The organism is Pseudoduganella guangdongensis (assembly GCF_009857475.1).
In the GTDB taxonomy this organism is placed as follows: Bacteria; Pseudomonadota; Gammaproteobacteria; order Burkholderiales; family Burkholderiaceae_D; genus Rugamonas; species Rugamonas guangdongensis.
Map to the genome: position 1 here is coordinate 226517 of NZ_WWCJ01000006.1, position 22312 is coordinate 248828.

Below are 22312 nucleotides of genomic sequence, written 5' to 3' on the forward strand. Positions count from 1 at the left end.
ACTATGAACGACCAACTAGCACTTGAGGCGCAGCTTTCCTTGTACGGGGATACTGTTTGTCGAGATACGGGCCAGTACTTTTGCAATACACGTCCATTTTCCACCCCGCGTTTCGGCAATAAAGTGTCCCTTCTCAAATCTGGGGAGGAAGCATTTCATCAGATATATCGCGCAATGAAAAGCGCAAACTATTTTGTATGGATCGCAGACTGGCAAATGTCCCATGACGTCGAGTTGGTGCGAGCTGCAGACCCAAAACGGCCCAATCGGTTGCACCATTTGATTGAGCAGATCATTAAGAGCAAACCGGTTCAAGTCCGTGTACTCCTTTATGGATCGTTGAAGGACACAGTACCTGGAACATATGACGGCCAGGCGAAAAGGAAGCTTGAATCCCTCAACAAACAAGGGTACCCGGGAAGCGTCGCAGTTATTCTGCAAGCCCCCACCACGGGACAATTGGATAGCATCGACTATTCCCATCATCAAAAGTTCGTTGTAATAGATGGGAGGATAGGTTTTATCGGTGGGATTGACATGGCGAACGGACGTTGGGAAACACCCAACTACGACATCATCGTTGACCCCGAGCGTTTCGTTATCAATGAGATGTATAACCCGGGCGCGACCAAGATTCGTGGGACTACCAGCCGGGAGGAGAAATTAATTGAGGATTTCGATTTTGCTAAGCCATGGAGTGGTCACCTCATAGACGAAGGCTGCCAGCCACGTATGCCCTGGCAGGACGTCCATATAAAAATCGAAGGTCCTTCAGTCGTCGATATCCATCGAAATTTTGTACGGCGCTGGAATATGGCGCGCTCGACTGCTTCGATATGGGATTTGGATTCCAATCACAGCTACATCGATAAGAACTGGCTCAAGAAATTGAAGGTGTGGGATGATCTGGAAGCGATGCAAGCGGCGCAGAGCGGGTCTGCGATAGTGCAGATTGTGCGATCGGTCTCTTCCAATCATCTTTTTTGGGAGAATATGCGCCTGGACGACCTCGAGCTTTATCCGAATCAGAGGGAGCGTGAGTTATGGAAGCGTTGCCTCCCCGCGTGGCGCTCATCGCACCAGGACAACATATTGAATGCCGTGAAAAACTGCATACGCAGCGCGGACAATTACGTCTATATCGAAACCCAGTTCTTCATCACGGGATTTGGTCGCTGGGGCAACCAGGATTCTACGAAATTTGGCAACCAGGACAATGGCATTCGGAACGGTGTAGGGGATGAACTAGCAAGCCGCATTGGCTTCCATATCAAGGCAAAAACGCCCTTCCATGTTTACCTTGTCATACCAGCGCATCCTGAAGGGTCACCCGACAGCGGCGCCGTATGGAAGCAACAATGGCTTGCACTCGCTTCGATAAAACATGGCGACAAGAGCCTGATCAATCAGATAAAGAAGAGCCTGAAAGGTGTCGGCCGTTCACCAGATGAATGGACCCAGTACTTGACCGTACTCAACATGCGCAATTTCGGCGCTACCATTCAGTACGCCCGCGACCCCGACACGAACAACGAAGACTTCCAATGCGAGATTGGCCGCTACGTTGTGAGTGAACAAATCTACATCCACTCGAAACTACTGATCGTAGACGATGCGGTCGCAATTGTGGGAAGCGCCAACACGAACGACCGAAGCCTGACGGGCAATGGCGACACCGAAATTGCGGCGGTAATCGTGGATACCGAAGGTGTGGAATTCCGAGACCTCGGTTCTCCCTACAAAGTACATACCCGAAAATTCGCAAGGGAGCTGAGAAAGCAGCTCTGGCGAAAGCACTTTGGTTTCGACATTAAAGATAGCGATTACTTTAACGCCGGTCGCCGGGCCGAGCGCGCGTCTGCTTCAGTTCCTATTCCTTTGCCTTTCCCTCCTCGCTCGAAAACCACAGACGATCAAATGACGAGCATCCCAGGTGGCACAACAATCGAACGGATTTTGGAGAAGCCGTGTGCGCCCGATGTGGTCCGGGCCATTCAATCCATAGCTGCGCACAATCGAAAGATCTACGAGCAAGTATTTACGCACACGCCTCGGAATTTCCGACAGTTCGATACTGGTTTGGCGTTCTTTAAGATACCTTATCCGCTCTCGGTTGATCAGAATTCACGCAACAGCTTGAACCGTCTAAATGACCCCGTCTACAACCTCTCATCAAGAGAGGGAGTCAATGATGAGAAGTTGAAGTCCATTAATGGTACGCGGGCCGCGCTCTATAATTACGAAATTACACCGGTTATAAAGAACGAGGATCATTTGGGGGTCATTCCACCGCGCCTTCAGACAGATTTTATGACGAAAAAACTGGCGCCTCACCAGGTTGCTGCCGCAGCAAATATCGAGTATGGGCGCAGACAAGTTCGTTACGAAGACGGCTCAATTCATGACGTTGATAAAGCGATGCGCCATTTGAAAAACAAGCTGGTAGGCTTTTTTGTGGAAGCTCCGCTTAACTGGGGAGTGGAAACGAAAATTAGCGGCGACCCTACCAAGCATTTAACAGTCGACGTGGCAGTCAACATGGACGTACCGGCACATCAAACCAACCAGGCCACTACATGATGCGAGCATTACCATTATTGGCACTCTTCCTGATCCCAGGCGCGAGCAGCGAAGCTGCGTGCTTTCAGCCGAATCCTTTGCTACCGCCGTCAAAGGAAATCAAGGCTTATGTCGGCGATACTCCTGAGGGTATGGAAGCCTTCGGCGACTCTCCCTATGGGCAGACACATGCCCCGTACCCACCAGCGCCGCCGCGCGGGCTGAGCAGTCCTGATTTGCTTAAGATCGCAGCCGACCAGACATCGGTCCAGATTTGGTATTTTGAGCCGCAGGCAGGCAAGAAGGAGCCGCGTGTTTGTCGGGTAGATGCGTGGATACCACGAGACGTGGCCGAACAAAGCCCGTCATTCTTTGATGAAATTACGCGCAGCGCAAAAGGCGATCCACTTTCAGAGACGCTGCTGAAGCGTGGTTTGAGTCGTTCCTATACCAAAACATACACGTACGATAAGAAGGGCCGCATTGAGCGAATTGAACGGTCAGGCTTCAGAAAGGGGCCTCCGATAACTTCACAGGCATTGAATTGCCGTCGTTACGATGAACGGGACCGCGTGATCTTGTGGGTCAAACCGGAGCACACAATGAAGTGCCCCGCTAGCGAACCATCTATGAAAGACGAGTGGCGCGAGTACCGTTTCGCTACTGTCGACGGTAAAGATGTTCAATTGCGCCACCGCTGGCATTTCCCGCATGAGAAGGACGAGTGGCGCGAAGAGTGGGCGCCGTTCCAGATCGACAGCACACCGGATTCAGTGCGAGGGCACGCGTATGTCGATGCGCGTCGAGGGGTTAAGGAGATATTCGGTTCGAATTATGGCAAGCGGGACAACAACGCCGCGAATACGGTATTGGACGTGTTCGGGCGCTGGCAGGGGGCGACGTACTACTTTACCAAACCTCCCGTATCTCTTTCTGTGCTCGAAAAACCCGACGAGATCTATAAGTATGAACGCCGTCGCATGACGCGGCTGGATAATCAATATCGCATGTTCGAACTGTTCAAGTCGAATGAACATATCTCAAGGCACCGCATCTACATGCTAGAAGGAAACGTTCTTCGGCACGAGCAACTCGACGCACAAGGAAAAATTTCCCGGATCATTACCGTCAATGACTGGCGGCAGCCACGTCCTGGCCCCAAGCCTGACTTTGATGACAGCCTGCTAAACGCCAAAGTACCACGCCTGCTCACCCATCAAATTTACCACCGGGTCTACGATGTTGATGCTAAAGGGCAGCCGACATTGGTAGCAGTGAGCTGGAATCGCGCAGTGCTCAACCCATTAAAGAAGACGCCGATGTCAGCTGCCGATCTGGTGTTTGGTACGCCTGACGGTACTCAAAAATGGAAGACCCAAGATGAATTTAACGCTGCATTCAACACCAGTAGTGATGCTCGCCAAGTTTTTCCTGATACCCCAGATGAAGAGCTGTAGGAGCAAGATGCCTCGCTATTTTGGAGAATAAGGCCCAGCGGTGCCTTATAGGCGACATCGATTGACCTGTGGGCCGAGCTGACATGGGCCTACCTCCACGCGCTGGAAGTGGCCCGCATTCCGCTTACCGTCATCGCGGTCGCTATGCTTGTGATGGTATTGCGGCAGACCACCAGTGGGCGCCTGCGTGTGATATGGCTGGCCCGCCTGAACTACGCGATCCTGTTCCAGTTCGCGGCCATGCTGGTGATTTGGCTCGTCATCGCCGCCACCGGCGACCGCGACTTCTACTACTTCATTACCTGGACCTCACTGCCGCTGTTCGTGCTGGCAGCAATCGTGCCATGGTTTAGTCGCTCCGCTGCCGGATCAGCCAAGCCCCGGCAACCACAGTGAACAGCATGACAATGCCAGCAATCACCCAGAAACCGCCGGCGTCATCCGCCAGCGGGATACCGCCCACATTCATGCCCAGCAAGCCAGCGATGATGTTGATCGGCAACGCCAGCACGGTGACGATGGTCAGCACGTAGAGGCTGCGGTTATTGGCCTCGCTGGCCAGCGCCGCAATCTCCTCCTGCAGCAGCTTGATGCGTTCCTGCAGCGCGGCCATGTCGTTCAGCACCACGGCGAATTCCTCGGTGGATTCGCGCAGCTCCTGGCGGTCGGCTTCATTGGCCCAGGTGGGTGGACGCTGCAGCAGGCGGAACAGGGCCGCGGGTTCCGGCGCCAGCAGGCGCTGCAGCCGCACCAGTACCCTGCGCAGGGCACCCAGGTCGGCGCGTTTGAGTTTGAGCTTACCGGACAGGAGGCTGTCTTCGATGCGGTCAACCTTGCCCGTGGCGTCGCGCACGATGCGGGTCAGCACGTCGGCCTGGTCGCGCAGCAGGTGGGTCAGCAGCACCACGCTGGAGGCGAGGTTTTCGCCGCCGCGCACGGCCTGACGCAGGCGCTCAACGGCCTGCAGCGGCTTGCGGCGGGCGCTCACGACCAGGCGCCGATCCACGCTCAGGCAGACGCTGGAAATATCGGAGGGCTCAAAGCTGAAGTCGCGCAGCACGTCGTTCACCACCGCCACCAGGGTGTCGTCGGCCTGTTCGATGCGGGTCGAGCGCGCGCCCTCTTCGTGCAGGCTGTCGTAATATTCATTGGCCAGCGTGGCATGTTCGCGCATCCACTTTTCGCTGGCGGTGTTGGCAAGATTGAAATGCAGCCAGACGAATTCACCCGCCGGACTGTCCGGGTCGCGCAGCCATTGTTCGGCTTCCGATGCTTCGATTGGGATCGCTTGCGCGGCGCGGCCGAACAAATAGCCGCATACCAGGCCGCATTGGTCGGAGCCGTACGTGACTGCATTGATCTGCATGAAGTTTCCAATCTGACAAAAAAGCTGGGGCTCGGCGGTTTAGTGTATGCTATAGCACTTCAAAATAACGGCTTTCATGCCAATTATGCAAGAGCACTCTAGTAGCGTCAGGAATGACGCTAAACCACACCGGTCGCTGTTCGAGCGACTCACCGCCCTGATTTCCCCTGAGCCAGAGAGCCGCTCTGAGCTGCTTGAAGTCCTGCACGATGCCCATGAGCGCAACCTGATCGATGCCGACGCCCTGTCGATGATCGAAGGCGTGTTCCAGGTATCGGACTTGTCGGCGCGCGACATCATGATCCCGCGCTCGCAAATGGACGTCATCGACATTACCAAACCGATCGAGGAATGGATTCCGCTGGTGCTGGAAACAGCCCACTCGCGCTTCCCTGCCATCGAAGGCGAACGCGACAAGGTGGTCGGCATCCTGCTGGCCAAGGACTTGCTGCGCTACTACGCGGAAGAAGAGTTCGACGTGCGCGATATGCTGCGCCCGGCCATCTTCATCCCGGAATCGAAACGCCTGAACGTGCTGCTGCGCGATTTCCGCGCCAACCACAACCACATGGCCATCGTGGTCGATGAGTATTCCGGCGTGGCCGGGCTAATCACCATCGAGGACGTGCTGGAGCAGATCGTCGGCGATATCGAGGACGAGTACGATTTCGACGAGGAAGAGGACAATATCCTCTCCATCAAGGAAGGCCGCATCGGCCCGCGCTGGCGCGTCAAGGCGCTGACCGAGCTGGAACAGTTCAACGAAGAGCTGGATGCGGACCTGGCCGATGAGGATGTCGACACCATCGGCGGCTTGGTGGCCAAGCACCTGGGCCGCATGCCGCACAAGGGTGACACCTTCGATATCTCCAACCTGCGCTTTGAAGTGCTGCGCGCCGATGCGCGCCAGGTCCATGTGCTGACCGTGGAACGTCTGCCAGCCTCGGTGGACGAGCAGGACTGATGCGCTGGCGTAAGACCAAGGCAGGCGAGCCGCCTGCCGCGCCCCGCTCTACCCGTAGCCGCATGCTGATCGCCGCCCTGGCCGGGGCGAGCGGCGTGCTTGCGTTCGCGCCTTTCGGCTGGTGGCCGCTGCAGATCCTGGCGCTGGCCATGCTGGCTTACCAGTCCTTGCGCGCGGATGGCGTGCGCGCGGCGGCGCTCGTGGGTTGGGCTTTCGGCTTTGGCTGGTGCCTGGCCGGGTTCCATTGGCTGTATGTCGCTATCAACCGTTTTGGCGGCATGCCGGCGCCGCTGGCAGCCATTTCCATCGCTTTACTGGCTGCTGCCATGGCGCTTTATGCCGCCGGCGCCATGGGCGCCACCGCCTGGGTGCGCAAGCGCTGGCCGCTGCCGCTGCCGGCGGCCACCTTGCTGGTGTTGCCGGCTTTCTGGGCTGCCTTTGAATTGCTGCGCGGCTGGCTGTTCACCGGTTTCCCTTGGGTGACGACGGGTTATGCCCACAATACTTCGCCCCTGGCCGGCTATGCCCCGGTGCTGGGCGTGTATGGCGTCAGTTGGCTGGCTGCCGTCACAGCGGGCGCCCTGCCCTTGCTGATGCATCCCTTCCGCTATAAGGCGATAGTGCTGGTAGCGGTCATCTGGGTGGGCGGCTTTGCGCTGGGCCGTGTCGAATGGACCGCGCCTGCCGGCAAGCCGTTATCGGTGCGTCTGGTGCAAGGCAATGTCGCGCTCAAGAATAAATTTAGTATCGAGCATATCGGCAACACGCTGCGCATGTACCACCAAGTGGTGACCGCCGCGCCGGCCGACCTGATTGCGATTCCGGAAACAGGCGTGCCGCTGTTCCAGTCCCAGTTACCGCCGGGCTACCTGGATGCCTATGGCCAGTTCGCGCGCCGCACCGGCAGCCATGTCGTGCTGGGCATGCCGATGACCAATGGCACCGAGTACACGAACAGCGTGCTCGGCCTGGCGCCGACCCTGGCCGCCAGCACTTATCGCTACGATAAGCAGCACCTGGTGCCGTTCGGCGAGTTCATCCCGACTGGCTTCCGCTGGTTCACCAACCTCATGCAGATTCCGCTGGGCGACCAGACGCGCGGCGCCGACATCCAGGCACCGTTCACGGTGCGCGACCAGAAAGTGTTGCCGAATATCTGCTATGAGAACGTGTTTGGCGAGGAGATCGCGGAGCAAGTGTCCCTAACCGGCGCGACGATCATGCTGAATGTGTCGGAGCTGGCGTGGTACGGCGAATCGATCGCCATTCCGCAGCACTTGCAGATGTCGCAGATGCGGGCACTGGAAATGGGCCGGCCGATGTTAAGTGCGACCAATACCGGCGCCACCGTGGTGATCTCGCCGCGCGGCGAAGTGACGCATGCGTTGCCCTACCGCCAGCCTGGCGTGCTGAGCGCAACGGTGCAGGGCATGTCGGGCGACACGCCCTACATCAAGCTGCAGAACAAGCTGTTCCTGGCCCTGGCAGCCCTCTCAATCGCCGCCGCCTGGCTGTGGTCGCGCTTGCCTCGGAAGTAGAAAAACGTCGTCGATGGTCTTGCCGGTAGCAGCCAGCAAGATCCATCGATCCAACTGCTTCAAGGTCGCCATCCCAATTTTCTCGTGGATGATTTCCTGGACACTCGCGTCCAAAGTGCCAAAGCGTGCTGTGACGATGCTTTCCAGCGCCGTGCGTTTGGCAGAGGAAAGTCCATCGAGCCGGCCGATTTCGTTGCCGAGCTTAAGCCACACTCTCCGCCGCTCATCGGACACCGTTTGTCCATTGGGTTTCAGGCCCAGGTTTGCCGCCAAGTCATCTGCATGACCTTTTGTGTGATACATATCGCTAATCATGTCAAACTCCCGAAAATCTCATTAATACCCTTTGCTTCAATCACCGCCAACGTCCATTTCTCAAGTTCCGGCAGTGCTCCCTCCGCTATGCGCAGCCTGGTGCTTTCGTCCAACGGTCCAAACCGCAACGCCAACTGGGACTCGAGCATGTTGCGCATTGCTGCCGTGCGCCCCTCATCCCGGCCCTTCTCAAGCCCTTTCTCAAGCCCCTTCTCAAGTCCCTTCTCAAGTCCCTTTTCAAGCCCCTTCTCCATTCCCTTCTCCATTCCCTTCTCCATTCCCTTCTCCATTCCCTTCTCCATTCCCTTCTCCATTCCCTTCGCAATTCCCTGTTCAAGCCCCTGCGCCATCCCTCGCTCGAGTCCACGTTGCTCCGCGCGCTGCTCAATTAACATTACCCAGGCCATTTGATGTCTCCCCGCTAAAAGATTTTGCTGCTTCTCCAATTCCACCTGTAATGCCTCAGGCAAACTCATCATCCGATCGATCAGGTCATAAACGTTAAGGAATTTCTCCTGGCTCCAGTCGCAAGTGTTGAGTCCCGTTAGCAGACTAGCTTTGACATTGAACCTGTCCATTGGTTCCCGGCGCGTGTGCAGCGTGCATAGGTGCGCGGAGACGAGCCAGGCAAAGACATTGTCGCTGAGCAGAAGTTCCGCAATGCGCCCCTCGAAATCGCGCAGCTTGACGACCTCGAATTCGAACTTCGTGTGGGTTTTACCTGCAGTCAAATCGAAGTGATCGTGTCGCCATGTCGGGCTGGGATCGCCAAGGATGGCGATGCTGCGCACGGGCAAATGGAAGTGGTCATACAGGCGATACTGGCAAACGTACATGCGCTCGGCAAACCCGCGCTGGCGGGCCACCTGGATTTCGATGTGCCACAGGCATGGCAGGCCATCGGACCCCAAAGTCCGCAGCAGTTTATCGACGCGGAACAGGCCAAGTTTGCCGTCGCGCGAACAGCGATGCAACTCCTGGTCCTGGCTTTCAGGCGCACCCAGGCCATCCCAGCGCTCGCACAGGAAAAGTTCAACGAAATCAGTCCAGTAGCGTTCGATCGCCTGTTTCCAGACCGAATCAAAATCGGCATTCGTGGAGTTCATGCAGCTTGGACGCTGCGGCGGACCGGCGGTTCGGGGCCGATGCAGCAGGTTTGATACAGATCAAACCCGTGCCCGAAGGGCCGAAACTCTACAGGTTCCCGGCAAAAACCGCTAAAATGAGCCGTTTTAGCGATCCGATAACGCTCGCGCCCAAAGCGCCACCAAGACCAAGATGCTGACATTTCAACAAATTATCCTGACCCTGCAATCCTACTGGGACAAGCAGGGCTGCGCACTGCTCCAGCCGTACGACATGGAAGTCGGCGCGGGCACCTTCCACACTGGCACCTTCCTGCGCGCCATTGGCCCTGAGCCTTGGCGCGCGGCCTACGTGCAGCCTTCGCGCCGCCCGAAAGATGGCCGTTATGGCGAGAACCCGAACCGCCTGCAGCACTACTACCAGTACCAGGTGGTCCTGAAGCCGGCGCCGGAAAACATCCTCGACCTGTACCTGGGTTCCCTGTCCGCGCTGGGCCTGGACCTGAAGCAGAACGATGTGCGCTTCGTGGAAGACGACTGGGAAAGCCCGACCCTGGGCGCCTGGGGCCTGGGCTGGGAAGTCTGGCTGAACGGCATGGAAGTGACCCAGTTCACCTACTTCCAGCAAGTCGGCGGCCTGGATTGCAAGCCGGTGCTGGGCGAAATCACCTACGGCGTCGAGCGCCTGGCCATGTACCTGCAGGGCGTGGAAAACGTCTACGACCTGGTGTGGACCGAGTGGGAAGAAGATGGTGTGAAGAAGCAGCTGAAATACGGCGACGTCTTCCACCAGAACGAAGTCGAGCAATCGACCTACAACTTCGAGCACGCCAACACCGACCTGCTGTTCGCGCAATTCGCCAACCACGAATCGGAAGCCAAGCGCCTGATCGAGCTGCAACTGGTGCTGCCAGCCTACGAGCAGATCATGAAAGCCTCGCACAGCTTCAATATGCTGGACGCGCGCGGCGCCATCTCCGTGACCGAGCGCGCCGCCTATATCGGCCGCGTGCGCACCCTGTCGCGCCTGGTGGCCCAGGCTTACTACGAGTCCCGCGAACGCCTCGGCTTCCCAATGGTCGCCAAATAAAAGAATACCGAACATGAATCAGACTCTGCTCATCGAACTGCTGACCGAAGAACTGCCGCCGAAAGCCCTGTCCAAGCTGGGCGCCGCTTTCGCCACCGGCATCGTCAACGGCCTGAAAGCGCGCGACTTCCTGGAAGAAGACAGCGTCGCCACCACCTACGCCACCCCGCGCCGCCTGGCCGTGTCCATCACCAAGGTGCGCGCCACCTCGCCGGACAAGCAGGTGCGCGAGAAAATCCTGCCGGTCGCCATCGCGCTGGACGCGGAAGGCAACGCCACCGCGCCGCTGACCAAGAAGCTGGCTGCCATGGGCCTGTCGCACATCGGCGTGGCCGATATGGAACGCGCCCAGGACGGCAAGGCCGAGAGCTTCTTCTACACCAAGCTGGCCGCCGGCTCCGCCCTGCAAGTGGGCGCGCAGGCAGCGCTGGAAGAGACCATCGCCAAGCTGCCGATCCCGAAAGTCATGAGCTACCAGCGTCCGGATGGCGAGACCGTGCAGTTCGTGCGCCCGGCGCACGCCCTGATCGCCCTGCATGGCGCCAGCGTGTTGCCACTGACCCTGCTGGGCCTGACCGCCGCCAACCAGACCGAAGGCCACCGCTTCCTGACCGAACCGGGCAAGCGCACCGTGACCATCGCCGACGCCGAATCCTACGCCGCCACCCTGGCCGAAGCCGGCAAGGTGGTCGCCGGTTTCGACGCGCGTAAAGACGCGATCCGCGCCGCGCTACTGGCCAAGGCCGGCGCCGACCAGGTGCTGATGCCGGAAGCGCTGCTGGAAGAAGTGTCGTCCCTGGTCGAATGGCCGGTCGTGTACGAATGCCACTTCGAGGAAGAATTCCTGGCCGTGCCGCAGGAATGCCTGATCCTCACCATGCAGACCAACCAGAAGTACTTCGCCCTGACCGACGCCAACGGCAAGCTGCGCTCGCGCTTCCTGATCGTGTCGAACATTGCGACCGACACTCCGGCCGCCATCATCGGCGGCAACGAGCGCGTGGTGCGCCCGCGCCTGTCCGACGCCAAGTTCTTCTTCGAGCAGGACAAGAAGAAGTCGCTGGAATCGCGCCTGCCGCTGCTGAAGAACGTGGTCTACCACAACAAGCTGGGCACCCAGGCCGAGCGCTCCGAGCGCGTCACCTCGCTGGCTGCCGCCATCGCCGGCCGCCTGGGCGGCGACAAGGCCCTGGCCGACCGCGCCGCGCGCCTGTCCAAAGCCGACCTGCTGACCGATATGGTGGGCGAGTTCCCTGAGCTGCAAGGCATCATGGGCACCTACTACGCGCGCCACGACGGCGAGCATGAGGAAGTCGCGCTGGCCGCCTCCGAGCACTACCAGCCGCGCTTCGCCGGCGACAGCCTGCCGTCCACCGCCACCGGCACCGCCGTGGCGCTGGCCGACAAGGTGGAAACCCTGGTCGGCATCTGGGCCATCGGCCTGCAGCCGACCGGCGACAAGGACCCGTTCGCGCTGCGCCGCCACGCCCTGGGCGTGCTGCGCATGCTGGTCGAGAAGCGCCTGCCGCTGCCGATTTCCACGCTGCTGGGCGATGCTGTCGCACAGTTCGTGGCCGTGCCAAACTTCAAGGATCCAACCGCCGAAGTCACCGCCTTCATGCTGGACCGCCTGCGCGGCATGCTGCGTGAGCGCGGCTTCAGCGTGAACGAGATCGAAGCCGTAGTGGCGCAGAACCCGGACCGCCTGGACGACATCGTGCAGCGCCTGGAGGCCGTGCAGGCCTTCGCCGCCCTGCCGGAATCGGTCTCGCTGGCCGGCGCCAACAAGCGCATCACCAATATCCTGAAAAAGAACGAGGAAGCGCTGGCGCAAGCGGGCACCGTCAAGGCCGAACTGCTGCAGGACGCCGCCGAGAAGGCGCTGCACGCCGCCATGGGCCGCGTGGCGCCGGAAGTCGACGCGGCATGGGCCAAGGGCGATTTCAGCGCCACGCTGAAAACCCTGGCGCAGCTGAAGGAGGAAGTCGACGCCTTCTTCAACGACGTGATGGTGATGGCCGAGGATATCGCGCTGCGCAACAACCGCCTGGCGCTGCTGTCTTCGCTGCACGGCATGATGAACCGCGTGGCGGACATCTCCAAGCTGGCCGCCTGATATGCCGCAAGCGCCAAAACTGATCATCCTCGACCGCGATGGGGTCATCAACCACGACTCGCCGGACTTCATCAAGTCCCCCGAGGAGTGGATCCCCATTCCCGGTTCGCTGGAAGCGATCGCCCGCCTGAACCAGGCGGGCTACCGGGTGGTGATCGCGTCGAACCAGTCGGGCATCGCCCGCCAGTACTTCGACATCAACACCCTGAACGCGATCCACCAGAAGTTGCACCGCCTGGCGCAGCAGGTTGGCGCCGACATCGACGCCATCTTCTTCTGCCCGCATGCAGCGGCCGACAACTGCGACTGCCGCAAACCCAAGCCGGGCATGTTCACCGAGATTTCGAAGCGTTTTGAAATCTCGCTGAAAGGCGTGCCGACCGTGGGCGACTCCCTGCGCGACCTGCAGGCGGGTTTCATCAGCGGCTGCGTGCCGTTCCTGGTGTTGACGGGCAAGGGCGAAAAGACCCAGGCCACGGGCGGCCTGCCGCCCGGCACCCTGGTCTTCCCCGACCTGGCGGCCACCGTCGATCACATCCTCAAAGCCGATTAATTCTGGAGACTGTCGTTGCGTAATTTCGTTTTGTTCCTGCGTTCCGCCCTGTTCATGCTGTTGATGGGTATTGCCACCGTCATCTGGTCCGGCGTCTGCATGCTGGCAGCCCCGCTGCCGTACAATAAACGCTATTACGTGACGTCGCGCTGGAACGTCTTCATGATCTGGTGCGCCAAGCATATCTGCGGCATCAACTATGAGTTCAAGGGCTACGAGAACTTCCCGGACAGCCCTGCCATCATCCTGTCCAAGCACCAGTCGGCGTGGGAAACCATCTTCCTGCTGGCGAACCTGCCACGCCCGCTGGTGTTCGTGTTTAAAAAAGAAATCCTGTACATCCCCTTCTTCGGCTGGGGCATCGCCCTGCTGCGCATGATCCCGATCGACCGCAAGCAAGGCAAGAATGCGTTCAAAGCTGTGGTCGCACACGGCAAGCGCCGCCTGAAAGACGGACAATGGATTATCATGTTCCCGGAAGGGACCCGTATTCCAGTCGGCAAGCAGGGCAAGTACAAGAGCGGCGGCACCCGCCTGGCGGTGGAAACCGGCGCCGTGGTAGTGCCAATCGCGCTGAACTCCGGCGAATGCTGGCCAAAGAATTCCTTTATCAAGAAACCGGGCACCGTAACGGTCTCGGTGGGCAAACCGATTTCGTCCGAGGGCAGGACCCCGGATGAATTGATGGAACAGGTGGAACAGTGGATCGAATCAGAAATGCGCGTCATTTCGCCCCACGCCTACAACGCTGGCTAGCCGAAAAGGCTGAAGCGCAACAGGAGGCGCCGCCAGCGGCCGCGCCTTCTTCTCCGTTTCCCGTCCCCGCTCCCGCGGCAGTGAACCTGCTGCGCCCTCCGGTGCAACTGCGCCGCCCCGACCCCACCTCCCCGCCCGTCTCCGGCGACCAGGACAAGCGCCAGTTGCTGGTCGGCGAATACATCCTCGAATATGTGCTCAAGCGCTCCAGCCGCCACTCGATCGGCTTCACGGTGGACGATACCGGCCTGTATGTGACCGCGCCCAAGCGCTGCACCCTGGGCGACATCGACAATGCCATCCGCGCCAAGCAGCACTGGATCTTGTCCAAGCTCGATGAACGGCGCCAGCGCCGCGCCGCGCGCCTGGAAAAGCCGCCCATGGTATGGGAAGACGGCGCCAAACTGCCCTACCTGGGCGGCGAAATCACCCTGCGCCTGTACCACGCGCCGCGCAACCGCACCGAGTTCGACCCGACGGCCATGGAGCTGGCCATGGGCCTGGTGCAGGGCGCGACCGAACAACTGCTCAAAGAGCGGGTGAAGAGCTGGTACAAGGCGCAGGCCGAAGGCCTGTTCCAGCAGCGCCTGGACCTGTACGCGGCGCGCCTGGGCGTGCAGTACGCCGGCTTCTCGCTGTCCTCCGCCGACACGCGCTGGGGCTCGTGCACCGTGCAGCGCACCATCCGCCTGAACTGGAAGCTGATCCACTTCTCGCTGCCGCTGATCGACTACGTGGCGGCGCACGAGCTGGCGCACATCCTGGAAATGAACCACAGCCCACGCTTCTGGGCCAACGTCGGCCGCATCTACCCGCAATACGAGGAAGCCAAGCAGCTGCTGCGCAAACGCGCCGCCGAACTGCCGCCGCTCTTCACTTAAAGCCAGCCGGCCTCGCGCGCCAGGCGGAAGGCTTCCACCCGGTTGCCCGCGTTGAGTTTGCTGATTGCTTCGGACAGGTAGTTGCGCACCGTGCCTTCGGACAGGCTCAGTTGTCTGGCGATGTCGGCGCCGCTGCGTCCTTCGCCGGCCAGGCGCAAGACCTGGCGTTCGCGTTCGCTCAAGGGGTCTTCGCCGCCGCTCCAGCTTTCCAGCGCCAGCTCGGGGGCGATGGCGCGGCCGCCGGCGTGCACACTGCGGATGGCGGCGGCCAGCGATTCGGAGGGGGCGTCTTTCAGCAGATAGCCGCGCACGCCGGCCGCCATGGCGCGGCGCAGGTAGCCGGAGCGGGCGAAGGTGGTGACGATCACCACGCGCGCCGCGGCGCCGCGTTCGGCCAGTGCGGCGGCCAGCTCCAGGCCGGTCATCAACGGCATTTCGATATCGGTCAGGACAATGTCGGGACGCAGCTCTTCGCACAGGACCAGCGCCTCCTGCCCATTGCGCGCCTGGCCTACCACGTCCAGGTCGGGTTCCAGCTTGAGCAGCGCGGCCAGCGCGCCCAGCACCATCGACTGGTCTTCGGCGATCAATACGCGGATCATGCAACAGCTCCCATCGGTAAATAGAGTTCCAGCGCCAGCCCCTCGCCTGCGCGCAGCGTCAGGCGCCCGCCGGCTGCCGCGACCCGCTCGCGCATGCCGCGCAGGCCATTGCCGCCCGCCAGCGCTTCGCGGTCGACCGGCGCGCGGCCATCATCGCTGATGTGGCAGACGATCTGGCCGCCCTCTTGCCGCACGCTGACCTGGCAGCGCGTGGCCTGGGCATGGCGCAGGATATTGGTGACCGCCTCGCGCAGGGCCAGCGCCAGCACGTTTTCGGCGGTGGCGGGCATGGCGAAAGGCTGCACCTCCGCGACCAGCGTGACGGCGGCGGAGGCCAGCGCCGCGCGTGCTTGCGCCAGCTCCTGCGCGAAGCCGGTCTGGCGGTAGCCGGTAACGGCGCTGCGGACCTCGGCCAGCGCATGGCGTGCCGTGGTTTCGATATCCTTGATTTCCTTCGCCGTGGCAGCGGTGTCGCGCTCCAGCAGGCGCCCCGCCAACTCGGCCTTGATGGCGATCAGTGACAGGGTATGGCCCAGCAGGTCGTGCAGGTCGCGCGAGATGCGTTCGCGCTCGGCGATGCGGGCGATGTGCTCGACCTCCTCCTGCTTGCGCAGCAGCTGCAGGCTGGAACGGCGCACCTTGGCGTCCATCACGCTGGCAATGCCGATCGACGCGCCGACGGTCAGCGTCGGCAACAGGAAACTGAGCTCCAGCCCCAACACCGCCGCCAGCAGCACCGCCGTGCCAAGGACGGCGCCGATGGCGAGGTAGGCATCGCGCTGCCGTTCCAACGCGGCGCACATGGCGCAAGCAAAGATAAAGAAGGTGGACGCGCCGAAGTTATGCGGCGCCCACAGCGCGCCCAGCGCCACGGTGGCCAGCAGCAGCGGCAGCGCGCGCCGGTTGCGCAGCCAGTAGCTGGCGAAATACATCGGCACGAACACCACCACCGTCGCCAGCAGCAGGCCCGCCTCCAGCAGCGAGGGGCGGATGTAGAAGTACTTCCACAACAGGAAATTCAGCGACAGCAGCCACAGATATGGCGCCTTGCCCAGGTGGGCCGGCACCCACGGTCCGGCCAGCAGTCGCTGCAACTTCCCCATGCTCGTTCCCTTATTGCGGCATCAGGCGCACGTCGGCGATCTGAAACTGGTAGTCGCCCGGCTGCGGTCCTGCGTTGAAACCGATCATTGTAATGGTGCTGGTATCCACGCCCTTGAAACCGGCCAGCGGCAGGCTCACTTCCTGCCAGTCGGCGCCCGCCTCGAACGGCACGTTGACCGGGATCGAACCCGCCTTCGACATGATGGCCACCGCATAGCGCTTGCCGTCGCCTTTGACGCGGAAGCGCAGCACCTTGGCGTTGCTCAGGTCCGCCGCCGCCATCGGCCCGCTGCCCGGAATGAAGGCCAGGCCGGCCCAGGGGAAAGCAAAGCCGGGCTGCACGCTGGCTTGCACGCTGACGGCCGCCTCGTCGGCGTATTCGACCTTGACGGTCGATTTACCGCCCAGGAAAGCGTCGTTGGACGGCATCCAGCCGGTGCCGAAGGGGCTGGCCAGCTTGTCCTTGCTGAACAGGCTGATACGGCCGTCGGCCGGCAGCGCCAGCGGCACGCTCTTGCGGCTCAATTCCTGCGCCACCTGCTCCTGCTTTTTGGCGCGCGCCGGCGACACCGGTTCGCCGTCCTTCCACACTTCCACAATGCGGCGCGTGGCCAGGATATCGGTCGTCGGATCGCCTTCCACCAGCACCAGGTCGGCCTTATAGCCTTTTGCCACCTGGCCGCGCTGGCCCAGGCGGAAGGCCTTGGCCGGCGCCGAAGTGGCGGCGGCCAGCACCGCCAGCGGACTCATACCGGCCTTGGTCATGGACAGCATTTCGTGGTGCATGCTGGCGCCGTACTGGGTGCCCGCGTTGCCGGCATCGGTGCCGGCCAGCACCGGCACGCCCGCCTTGTGCAGCGCCGCCACCACCGCGTTGGGCGCCGTCAGGCGCTGCGGCTTGGGCTCCGAGCCGTAGCTCGAATGCAGGGTCATCATCTGCTCCTTGTCCAACAGGGAGGCCAGCGCCTTGTCCTCGATAACGTCTTTTTCGCGCAGGCCGGCGATGCTCTCCATCACGCTGAAGGTCGGGATGACGAAGGCCTTGCGCTCGCGCGCCAGCTTGACCAGCGCCTTCAGGTCGGCGTCGCCGATCGCGTCGCCGGTAAACAGGTGCACCAGGCCGTCGGCGCCGGTTTCCAGCGCGGCGCGCGCATCTTCCAGCGTCGAGATGTGGACCACCGCCAGCTTGCCGCGCTTATGCGCCGCGTCCACCAGCGCCTTCACCGTCGGCATGTCCAGCGAATTAAATTTGCGCGTGCCGACGCCGCCGCTCTCGACGATGATCTTGATGAAGTTCGAACCTTCCGCAATGCGCGCGTCGACCCAGGCCTGCGCTTCGCCCGGCGTGGTCAGGGTCGGTACCGGGATGCCGTACTCGGCGCCATGCCCGCCCGGCGCGGTGGCCAGCATGCCGGCCGAGAAGATGTCCGTCGAAGCCTGGTTCTCGCCTTTCGCCATGCGGCGCTGCACGTCCTGCATGGCGGCCACCGGCATGAACATATCGACCTGGGTCGTCACGCCGAACAGCAGCGGCAGGTCGGGGAAGCGGTAAGCGTGGACGTGGGAATCGATCAGGCCGGGCAGCAGGGTGCGGCCGGCACCCTCGACCACCTTGGCGCCGGCCGGGGCCTTGCCCTTGAAATCGGCGCTGGCGATCTTGCCGCCCTGCAGCAGCACGCTGCGCTGGGCGTGCACCTTGTGGCCGTCGAACACGCGCACATCCTTGATCAGGATGGTTTCGGCGGCCATGGCCGGCAGCGCGCTGGCCAGGCTGGCGGCGATCAACAGTTTGCGGAACATTTGCATTGCGGTCTCCTAGTGGTGGATAACCGCAGTATCCGGCGCGCGGTTGCCGCGCGCCAGAATGAATTGCCATGACTTGCGCATGACATTTGTCACTTCAGCTCTGGCAGCAGGGCAATCGTGCGCGCGGTCGCGCCGCGGTGGGTGTTGGCAAAGGTCAGGGCATGGGCGCCCATGGCCGCGCGCGACTGGCTGTCGGCCAGCAGGATCGCCGCCTGGTGCATCAAGCCGTCGCTACTGTGGACGCGCACCGCGCCGCCCTGCTGCAGGCAGTCCTCGGTCGCTTGCGCAAAGTTGAAGGTGTGCTCGCCGACGATGACCGGCTTGCCCAGCGCCGCCGGCTCGATCAGGTTCTGCCCGCCCAAGGGCTGCAGGCTGCCGCCGATGAAGGCCAGGTCGCAAACCGAGTAATAGGCGAACATCTCGCCCATGGAATCACCCAGCAGCACCTCGGTCTGCGCCGCCACCGAGGCGCCCGGCGCCTTGAGTTCGGAGCGGCGCTGCAGCGCCAGCCCGCGTTCGGCCACCATGGCCGCCACTTCATCGAAGCGCTGCGGGTGGCGCGGCACGAGCAGCAGCAGCACGTCCTGCGGCATTTCGGCGCGCGCGGCCTGGAACGCTTCCAGGATCATGCCCTCCTCGCCTTCACGCGTGCTGGCGCACAGGAAGACCGGGCGGCTGCCAACCTGGCGCCGCAGCACGGCGCCGGTATCCAGCGCCGCCTGCGGGATCATCACGTCGAACTTGATGCTGCCGGTCACGCTGACATTGGCCGCGCCCAGTTGGCGGATGCGCAAGGCATCGGCCTCGGTCTGCGCCGCCACCAGGCTGATGCCCTGCGCCGCGTCGCGGATCATTTTGCCGAAGCGCAGCGCCTTGCCCAGCGAACGCTCGCTCAGGCGCGCGTTGGCCAGCACCACCGGCACCTGGTCGCGCTGGCATTGCAGGATCAGGTTGGGCCACACCTCGGTTTCCATCAGGATGCAGACGCGCGGCTCGAAGTGGCGGATGAAACGGCCCACCAGCAACGGCATGTCGTACGGCAGGAAGGACTGCACCACGCGCGCGCCGTGCTTGCCGAACAGGCTTTTGCCGGTGGCGCGGCCGGTCGGCGTCATGCAGGTCAGCACGATGCGCGCCTGCGGGTATTTTTTCAGCAGGGCGTCCAGCAGCGGTTCTGCGGCGCGCGTTTCGCCCACCGACACCGCATGCACCCAGATCGTCATCGGTTCGTCGTTGGCCGCGCGCGGGCCGTAAAAGCCGAGGCGCTCGCCCCAGTGTTCGCGGTAGCCCGGCTCCTTGCGGCCGCGCCACCACAGGCGGCCCAACACCAGCGGCAAGGCCAGCCACCACATGAAGGTGTAGAAGATGCGCATGCTCAGAGCAGGCTCCGCGCCGCGGCCAATACTTCAGCCACGCCGGGCGGCGCGCCTTTGTCGCCCAGGTTGAGGATGCGCGGCGACCAGTTGCCCTCGGTCTTCCAGCGCGGCGAATCGGCGTAGATCTCCACCACCGGGCGCGAGAAGGCGGCCGCGATGTGGGTCAGGCCGGTGTCCACGCCCACCGCCAGGTCGGCGCGGCGCGCCAGCATGACGGCATCGGCCATCGACAGCTTGGGCAGCACGCGCGCGTTCGGGATGCCGGCGGCCAGCGCCTCGGCTTCCGCCTTTTCCTTGTCCGAGCCCCATGGCAGCAGCACCGGCATCGGCGCCAGCGCCTTGCCCAGTTCGATCCAGTTGGCCAGGGCCCACTTCTTGGCGTCGCGCGCCGTGCCGTGGAAGAACACGGCGTACGGCGCCTCGCCCATCCACGCCGGGCGCGGCTCGCTGGCCGGCACTTCCGGCAGGCCGAAGTCGGCCGGGGTGTCGACATTGAAGCCCAAGGCCGCGCCCACCACCAGGCGGCCGCGCGCCACCGCGTGCGTGCGCGGGTGGGTCGGGATGCTTTTCGTATGGAAGATGCGCGAGATGCCCTCGTAGCCCGAGCCTTCGCTGCCGTTGGCCAGGCCGATCTTGTGCTTGCCGCGCGCGGCGCCCATGATCACGCCGGTCTTGAGCAGGCCCTGGGTGTCGAACACGTAGTCGTACTGCACTTCGCGCAGCTTGGTGAAGAACGCGCCGACTTCATCGCGCACTTCCTTGCTGCGCAGGTTCTTGCGCCAGCGGCGCAGGCCCCACGGCAGAATGTTGCGCACCATCGGGTTCAGGCGCACCAGGCTGACATAGCCCTCCTCCACCACCCAGTCGATATTCGCGTGCGGGAAGTGGCGCTTGATGTCGGCCACGATCGGCATGTTGTGCAGCACGTCTCCCAGCGAGGAGACGCGCACCAGAAGGATATTCATCAGAACGGCAGCTGTGCGTCAGGCTTGGCGGCCAGGATCACATCACGGAACTGGCCCTGGATGCGTGCCAGCGCGGCCGGCGATTCCGCCTCGAAGCGCATCACGATCACCGGCGTGGTGTTGGAGGAGCGCGCCAGGCCGAAGCCGTCCGCATACTCGACGCGCAGGCCGTCGATGTCGATGATGCGTTCATTGCCCGGGAATTTGGCATCGGCCACCAGCTTGGCCATCAGCGAGAAGTTCTCGCCTTCGTTCAGGTGCAGGTGCAGTTCCGGCGTGCTGTCCGATTTCGGCAGCGCGTTCAGCAGGGCCGACGGGTCGGCGTGTTTGGTCAGGATTTCCAGCATGCGCGCGCCGGCGTACAGGCCGTCGTCAAAGCCGTACCAGCGGTCCTTGAAGAAGATATGGCCGCTCATCTCGCCGCCCAGCGGGGCGCCGGTTTCCTTCAGCTTGGCCTTCACTAGCGAGTGGCCGGTCTTGTACATCAGCGGCTTGCCGCCAGCCTGCTCAATGTACGGCGCCAGGTGGCGGGTGCACTTCACGTCATACAGGATCTGCTCGCCCGGATTGCGCGACAGCACGTCTTCCGCGAACAGCATCATCTGGCGGTCCGGGTAGATGATCTGGCCGTCCTTGGTGACGATGCCCAGGCGGTCGCCGTCACCGTCGAAGGCCAGGCCGATTTCGGCGTCGGTGTCGCGCAGGGCCTGGATCAGGTCCTGCAGGTTTTCCGGGTGCGCCGGGTCCGGATGGTGGTTCGGGAAGGTGCCGTCGACTTCGCAGAACAGTTCCACCACCTCGCAGCCCATGCCGCGATACAGGTCGCCCGCGAAAGCGCCGGCCACGCCGTTGCCGCAGTCGACCGCGATCTTGATCGGGCGCGCAATCATCACATCGCCGATGATGCGCTCCAGGTACTGGGCGCGGATATCGTGCGTGCCGTACTGGCCCGGCGTGGCCGCCGGCAGCAGGCCGGCCTCGATGGCCTGGTACAGCGCGGTGATCGACTCGCCGTGGATCGCCTCACCCTTCAGCACCATCTTGAAGCCGTTGTAGTCTGGCGGATTGTGGCTGCCGGTGACCATGATGCCGGAACGGGTGTCCAGCACCTGGGTGCCGAAATACACCATCGGCGTGGCCACCACACCCAGGTCGATCACGTCCATGCCGGCGGCCTGCAGGCCCTGCGCCAGCGCGGCGATCAGTTCCGGGCCGGACAGGCGGCCGTCGCGGCCGATCACGACACTGCGCTCTCCCTTGGCGGCAGCGGCCATGCCGAAGGCATGGCCGATCGAACGGGCCACGCCGGCGTCCAGCGTTTTACCGATGATGCCGCGGATATCGTAAGCTTTGAAGATGGATTGTGAGAGAGCGACCATAGAAGTACTAAGACGTAAGTTGAAGATAGTGAGGGATCAGATGCGCAGGCCGTCGAGCGGCTTGCCGCCGTCGACCCAGTCCTTGACCCATTTTGGCTGGCGGCCGCGGCCGGTCCACTGCTCGGCGGCATTGGCCGGGTTGCGGTAGCGCGCCTCGACCTTGCCGCCCTTGTTGCGGGTGCCCGGGTAGCCGATCAGCAAATCCTTGAGCGGCAGGCCAACCTGCTGCGCAATGGCGAAGATCTGTTCGCGCGCCTTTTGCTTGTCCTGGCCTTCGCGCTGTTTTAATTCACGCTTTATCTGTTCCTGCAGATTGCGCAATTCAGGGGACGACATATTCGACAAGTCCATATTCCTATCCTTTATTGGGTTCGACGTATTGCAATATACACGAAATCCG

20 protein-coding genes are annotated in these 22312 nt (G+C 62.1%); 10 read left to right on the plus strand and 10 right to left on the minus strand.

From position 1 onward, the window contains the following. Positions 1-3 precede the first annotated feature (3 nt). The 3 genes from GTP41_RS10395 to GTP41_RS10405 all read left to right on the plus strand — a co-directional run bounded on the left by GTP41_RS10395 (position 4) and on the right by GTP41_RS10405 (position 4412). The gene (locus tag GTP41_RS10395; RefSeq protein WP_161025507.1) at positions 4-2580 is read left to right on the plus strand and encodes a phospholipase D-like domain-containing protein; all 2577 of its coding nucleotides are present in this window, start codon (positions 4-6) and stop codon (positions 2578-2580) included. Next, positions 2577-4016, plus strand: coding sequence for a hypothetical protein (locus GTP41_RS10400; RefSeq protein WP_161025508.1), 1440 nt, complete (start codon positions 2577-2579; stop codon positions 4014-4016). The genes GTP41_RS10395 and GTP41_RS10400 overlap by 4 nt, the downstream gene beginning before the upstream one ends. A gap of 144 nt (positions 4017-4160) precedes the next feature. Then, complete coding sequence (locus GTP41_RS10405; protein ID WP_161025509.1) at positions 4161-4412, plus strand: hypothetical protein; 252 nt, start codon at positions 4161-4163, stop codon at positions 4410-4412. Here GTP41_RS10405 and GTP41_RS10410 read toward each other — a convergent pair. After that, positions 4366-5382 carry a transporter gene (locus GTP41_RS10410; RefSeq protein WP_161025510.1) on the minus strand — a complete coding sequence of 339 codons (1017 nt, stop codon included), beginning with the start codon at positions 5380-5382 and terminating at the stop codon, positions 4366-4368. The two genes, GTP41_RS10405 and GTP41_RS10410, sit on opposite strands and share 47 nt — an antisense overlap. Before the next feature lie 85 nt (positions 5383-5467). Here GTP41_RS10410 and GTP41_RS10415 point away from each other — a divergent pair, with 85 nt between their 5' ends. Both GTP41_RS10415 and lnt read left to right on the plus strand, forming a co-directional pair. After that, positions 5468-6346, plus strand: coding sequence for a CorC family transporter (locus GTP41_RS10415; protein ID WP_161025595.1), 879 nt, complete (start codon positions 5468-5470; stop codon positions 6344-6346). Further along, positions 6346-7884: an apolipoprotein N-acyltransferase gene (gene lnt, locus GTP41_RS10420; protein ID WP_161025511.1), complete on the plus strand. Its 1539-nt coding sequence runs from the start codon at positions 6346-6348 to the stop codon at positions 7882-7884. The genes GTP41_RS10415 and lnt overlap by 1 nt, the downstream gene beginning before the upstream one ends. Here lnt and GTP41_RS10425 read toward each other — a convergent pair. Continuing rightward, positions 7840-8199 (minus strand): hypothetical protein, encoded by a 360-nt coding sequence (locus GTP41_RS10425; RefSeq protein ID WP_161025512.1) that lies wholly within the window; start codon positions 8197-8199, stop codon positions 7840-7842. The two genes, lnt and GTP41_RS10425, sit on opposite strands and share 45 nt — an antisense overlap. Beyond that, positions 8196-9305 carry a hypothetical protein gene (locus tag GTP41_RS10430; protein WP_161025513.1) on the minus strand — a complete coding sequence of 370 codons (1110 nt, stop codon included), beginning with the start codon at positions 9303-9305 and terminating at the stop codon, positions 8196-8198. Before GTP41_RS10430 ends, GTP41_RS10425 begins: the two co-directional genes overlap by 4 nt. A 172-nt stretch (positions 9306-9477) precedes the next feature. Here GTP41_RS10430 and glyQ point away from each other — a divergent pair, with 172 nt between their 5' ends. From glyQ to GTP41_RS10455, 5 genes are all read left to right on the plus strand, one after another. Continuing rightward, positions 9478-10374 (plus strand): glycine--tRNA ligase subunit alpha, encoded by an 897-nt coding sequence (glyQ, locus tag GTP41_RS10435; protein WP_161025514.1) that lies wholly within the window; start codon positions 9478-9480, stop codon positions 10372-10374. A 13-nt stretch (positions 10375-10387) separates the two neighbouring features. After that, entirely contained in the window at positions 10388-12490 is a 2103-nt protein-coding gene (glyS, locus tag GTP41_RS10440) for a glycine--tRNA ligase subunit beta (RefSeq protein WP_161025515.1), read from the plus strand. A 1-nt stretch (position 12491) separates the two neighbouring features. Further along, a complete protein-coding gene (gmhB, locus tag GTP41_RS10445) occupies positions 12492-13043 on the plus strand; it encodes a D-glycero-beta-D-manno-heptose 1,7-bisphosphate 7-phosphatase (RefSeq protein WP_161025516.1) in 552 nt (183 codons plus the stop codon). A 15-nt stretch (positions 13044-13058) separates the two neighbouring features. Further along, on the plus strand, positions 13059-13799 hold the full coding sequence (locus tag GTP41_RS10450) for a lysophospholipid acyltransferase family protein (protein WP_161025517.1): 741 nt from the start codon (positions 13059-13061) through the stop codon (positions 13797-13799). Between the two features lie 80 nt (positions 13800-13879). Further along, entirely contained in the window at positions 13880-14680 is an 801-nt protein-coding gene (locus GTP41_RS10455; protein WP_371867328.1) for a M48 family metallopeptidase, read from the plus strand. Here GTP41_RS10455 and GTP41_RS10460 read toward each other — a convergent pair. From GTP41_RS10460 to GTP41_RS10490, 7 genes are all read right to left on the minus strand, one after another. Then, complete coding sequence (locus GTP41_RS10460; RefSeq protein WP_161025518.1) at positions 14677-15282, minus strand: response regulator transcription factor; 606 nt, start codon at positions 15280-15282, stop codon at positions 14677-14679. The two genes, GTP41_RS10455 and GTP41_RS10460, sit on opposite strands and share 4 nt — an antisense overlap. Continuing rightward, positions 15279-16385: a sensor histidine kinase gene (locus GTP41_RS10465; RefSeq protein WP_161025519.1), complete on the minus strand. Its 1107-nt coding sequence runs from the start codon at positions 16383-16385 to the stop codon at positions 15279-15281. Before GTP41_RS10465 ends, GTP41_RS10460 begins: the two co-directional genes overlap by 4 nt. 10 nt (positions 16386-16395) lie before the next feature. Next, complete coding sequence (locus tag GTP41_RS10470) at positions 16396-18192, minus strand: CIA30 family protein (protein WP_161025520.1); 1797 nt, start codon at positions 18190-18192, stop codon at positions 16396-16398. Between the two features lie 89 nt (positions 18193-18281). After that, entirely contained in the window at positions 18282-19565 is a 1284-nt protein-coding gene (gene waaA / locus GTP41_RS10475; RefSeq protein ID WP_161025521.1) for a lipid IV(A) 3-deoxy-D-manno-octulosonic acid transferase, read from the minus strand. A gap of 2 nt (positions 19566-19567) precedes the next feature. After that, positions 19568-20533, minus strand: coding sequence for a lipopolysaccharide heptosyltransferase I (waaC, locus tag GTP41_RS10480; protein ID WP_161025522.1), 966 nt, complete (start codon positions 20531-20533; stop codon positions 19568-19570). After that, positions 20533-21912 carry a phosphomannomutase/phosphoglucomutase gene (locus GTP41_RS10485; RefSeq protein ID WP_161025523.1) on the minus strand — a complete coding sequence of 460 codons (1380 nt, stop codon included), beginning with the start codon at positions 21910-21912 and terminating at the stop codon, positions 20533-20535. The genes waaC and GTP41_RS10485 overlap by 1 nt, the downstream gene beginning before the upstream one ends. Positions 21913-21948: 36 nt before the next feature. Beyond that, positions 21949-22263 carry an H-NS histone family protein gene (locus tag GTP41_RS10490; protein WP_161025524.1) on the minus strand — a complete coding sequence of 105 codons (315 nt, stop codon included), beginning with the start codon at positions 22261-22263 and terminating at the stop codon, positions 21949-21951. Positions 22264-22312: the final 49 nt, after the last annotated feature.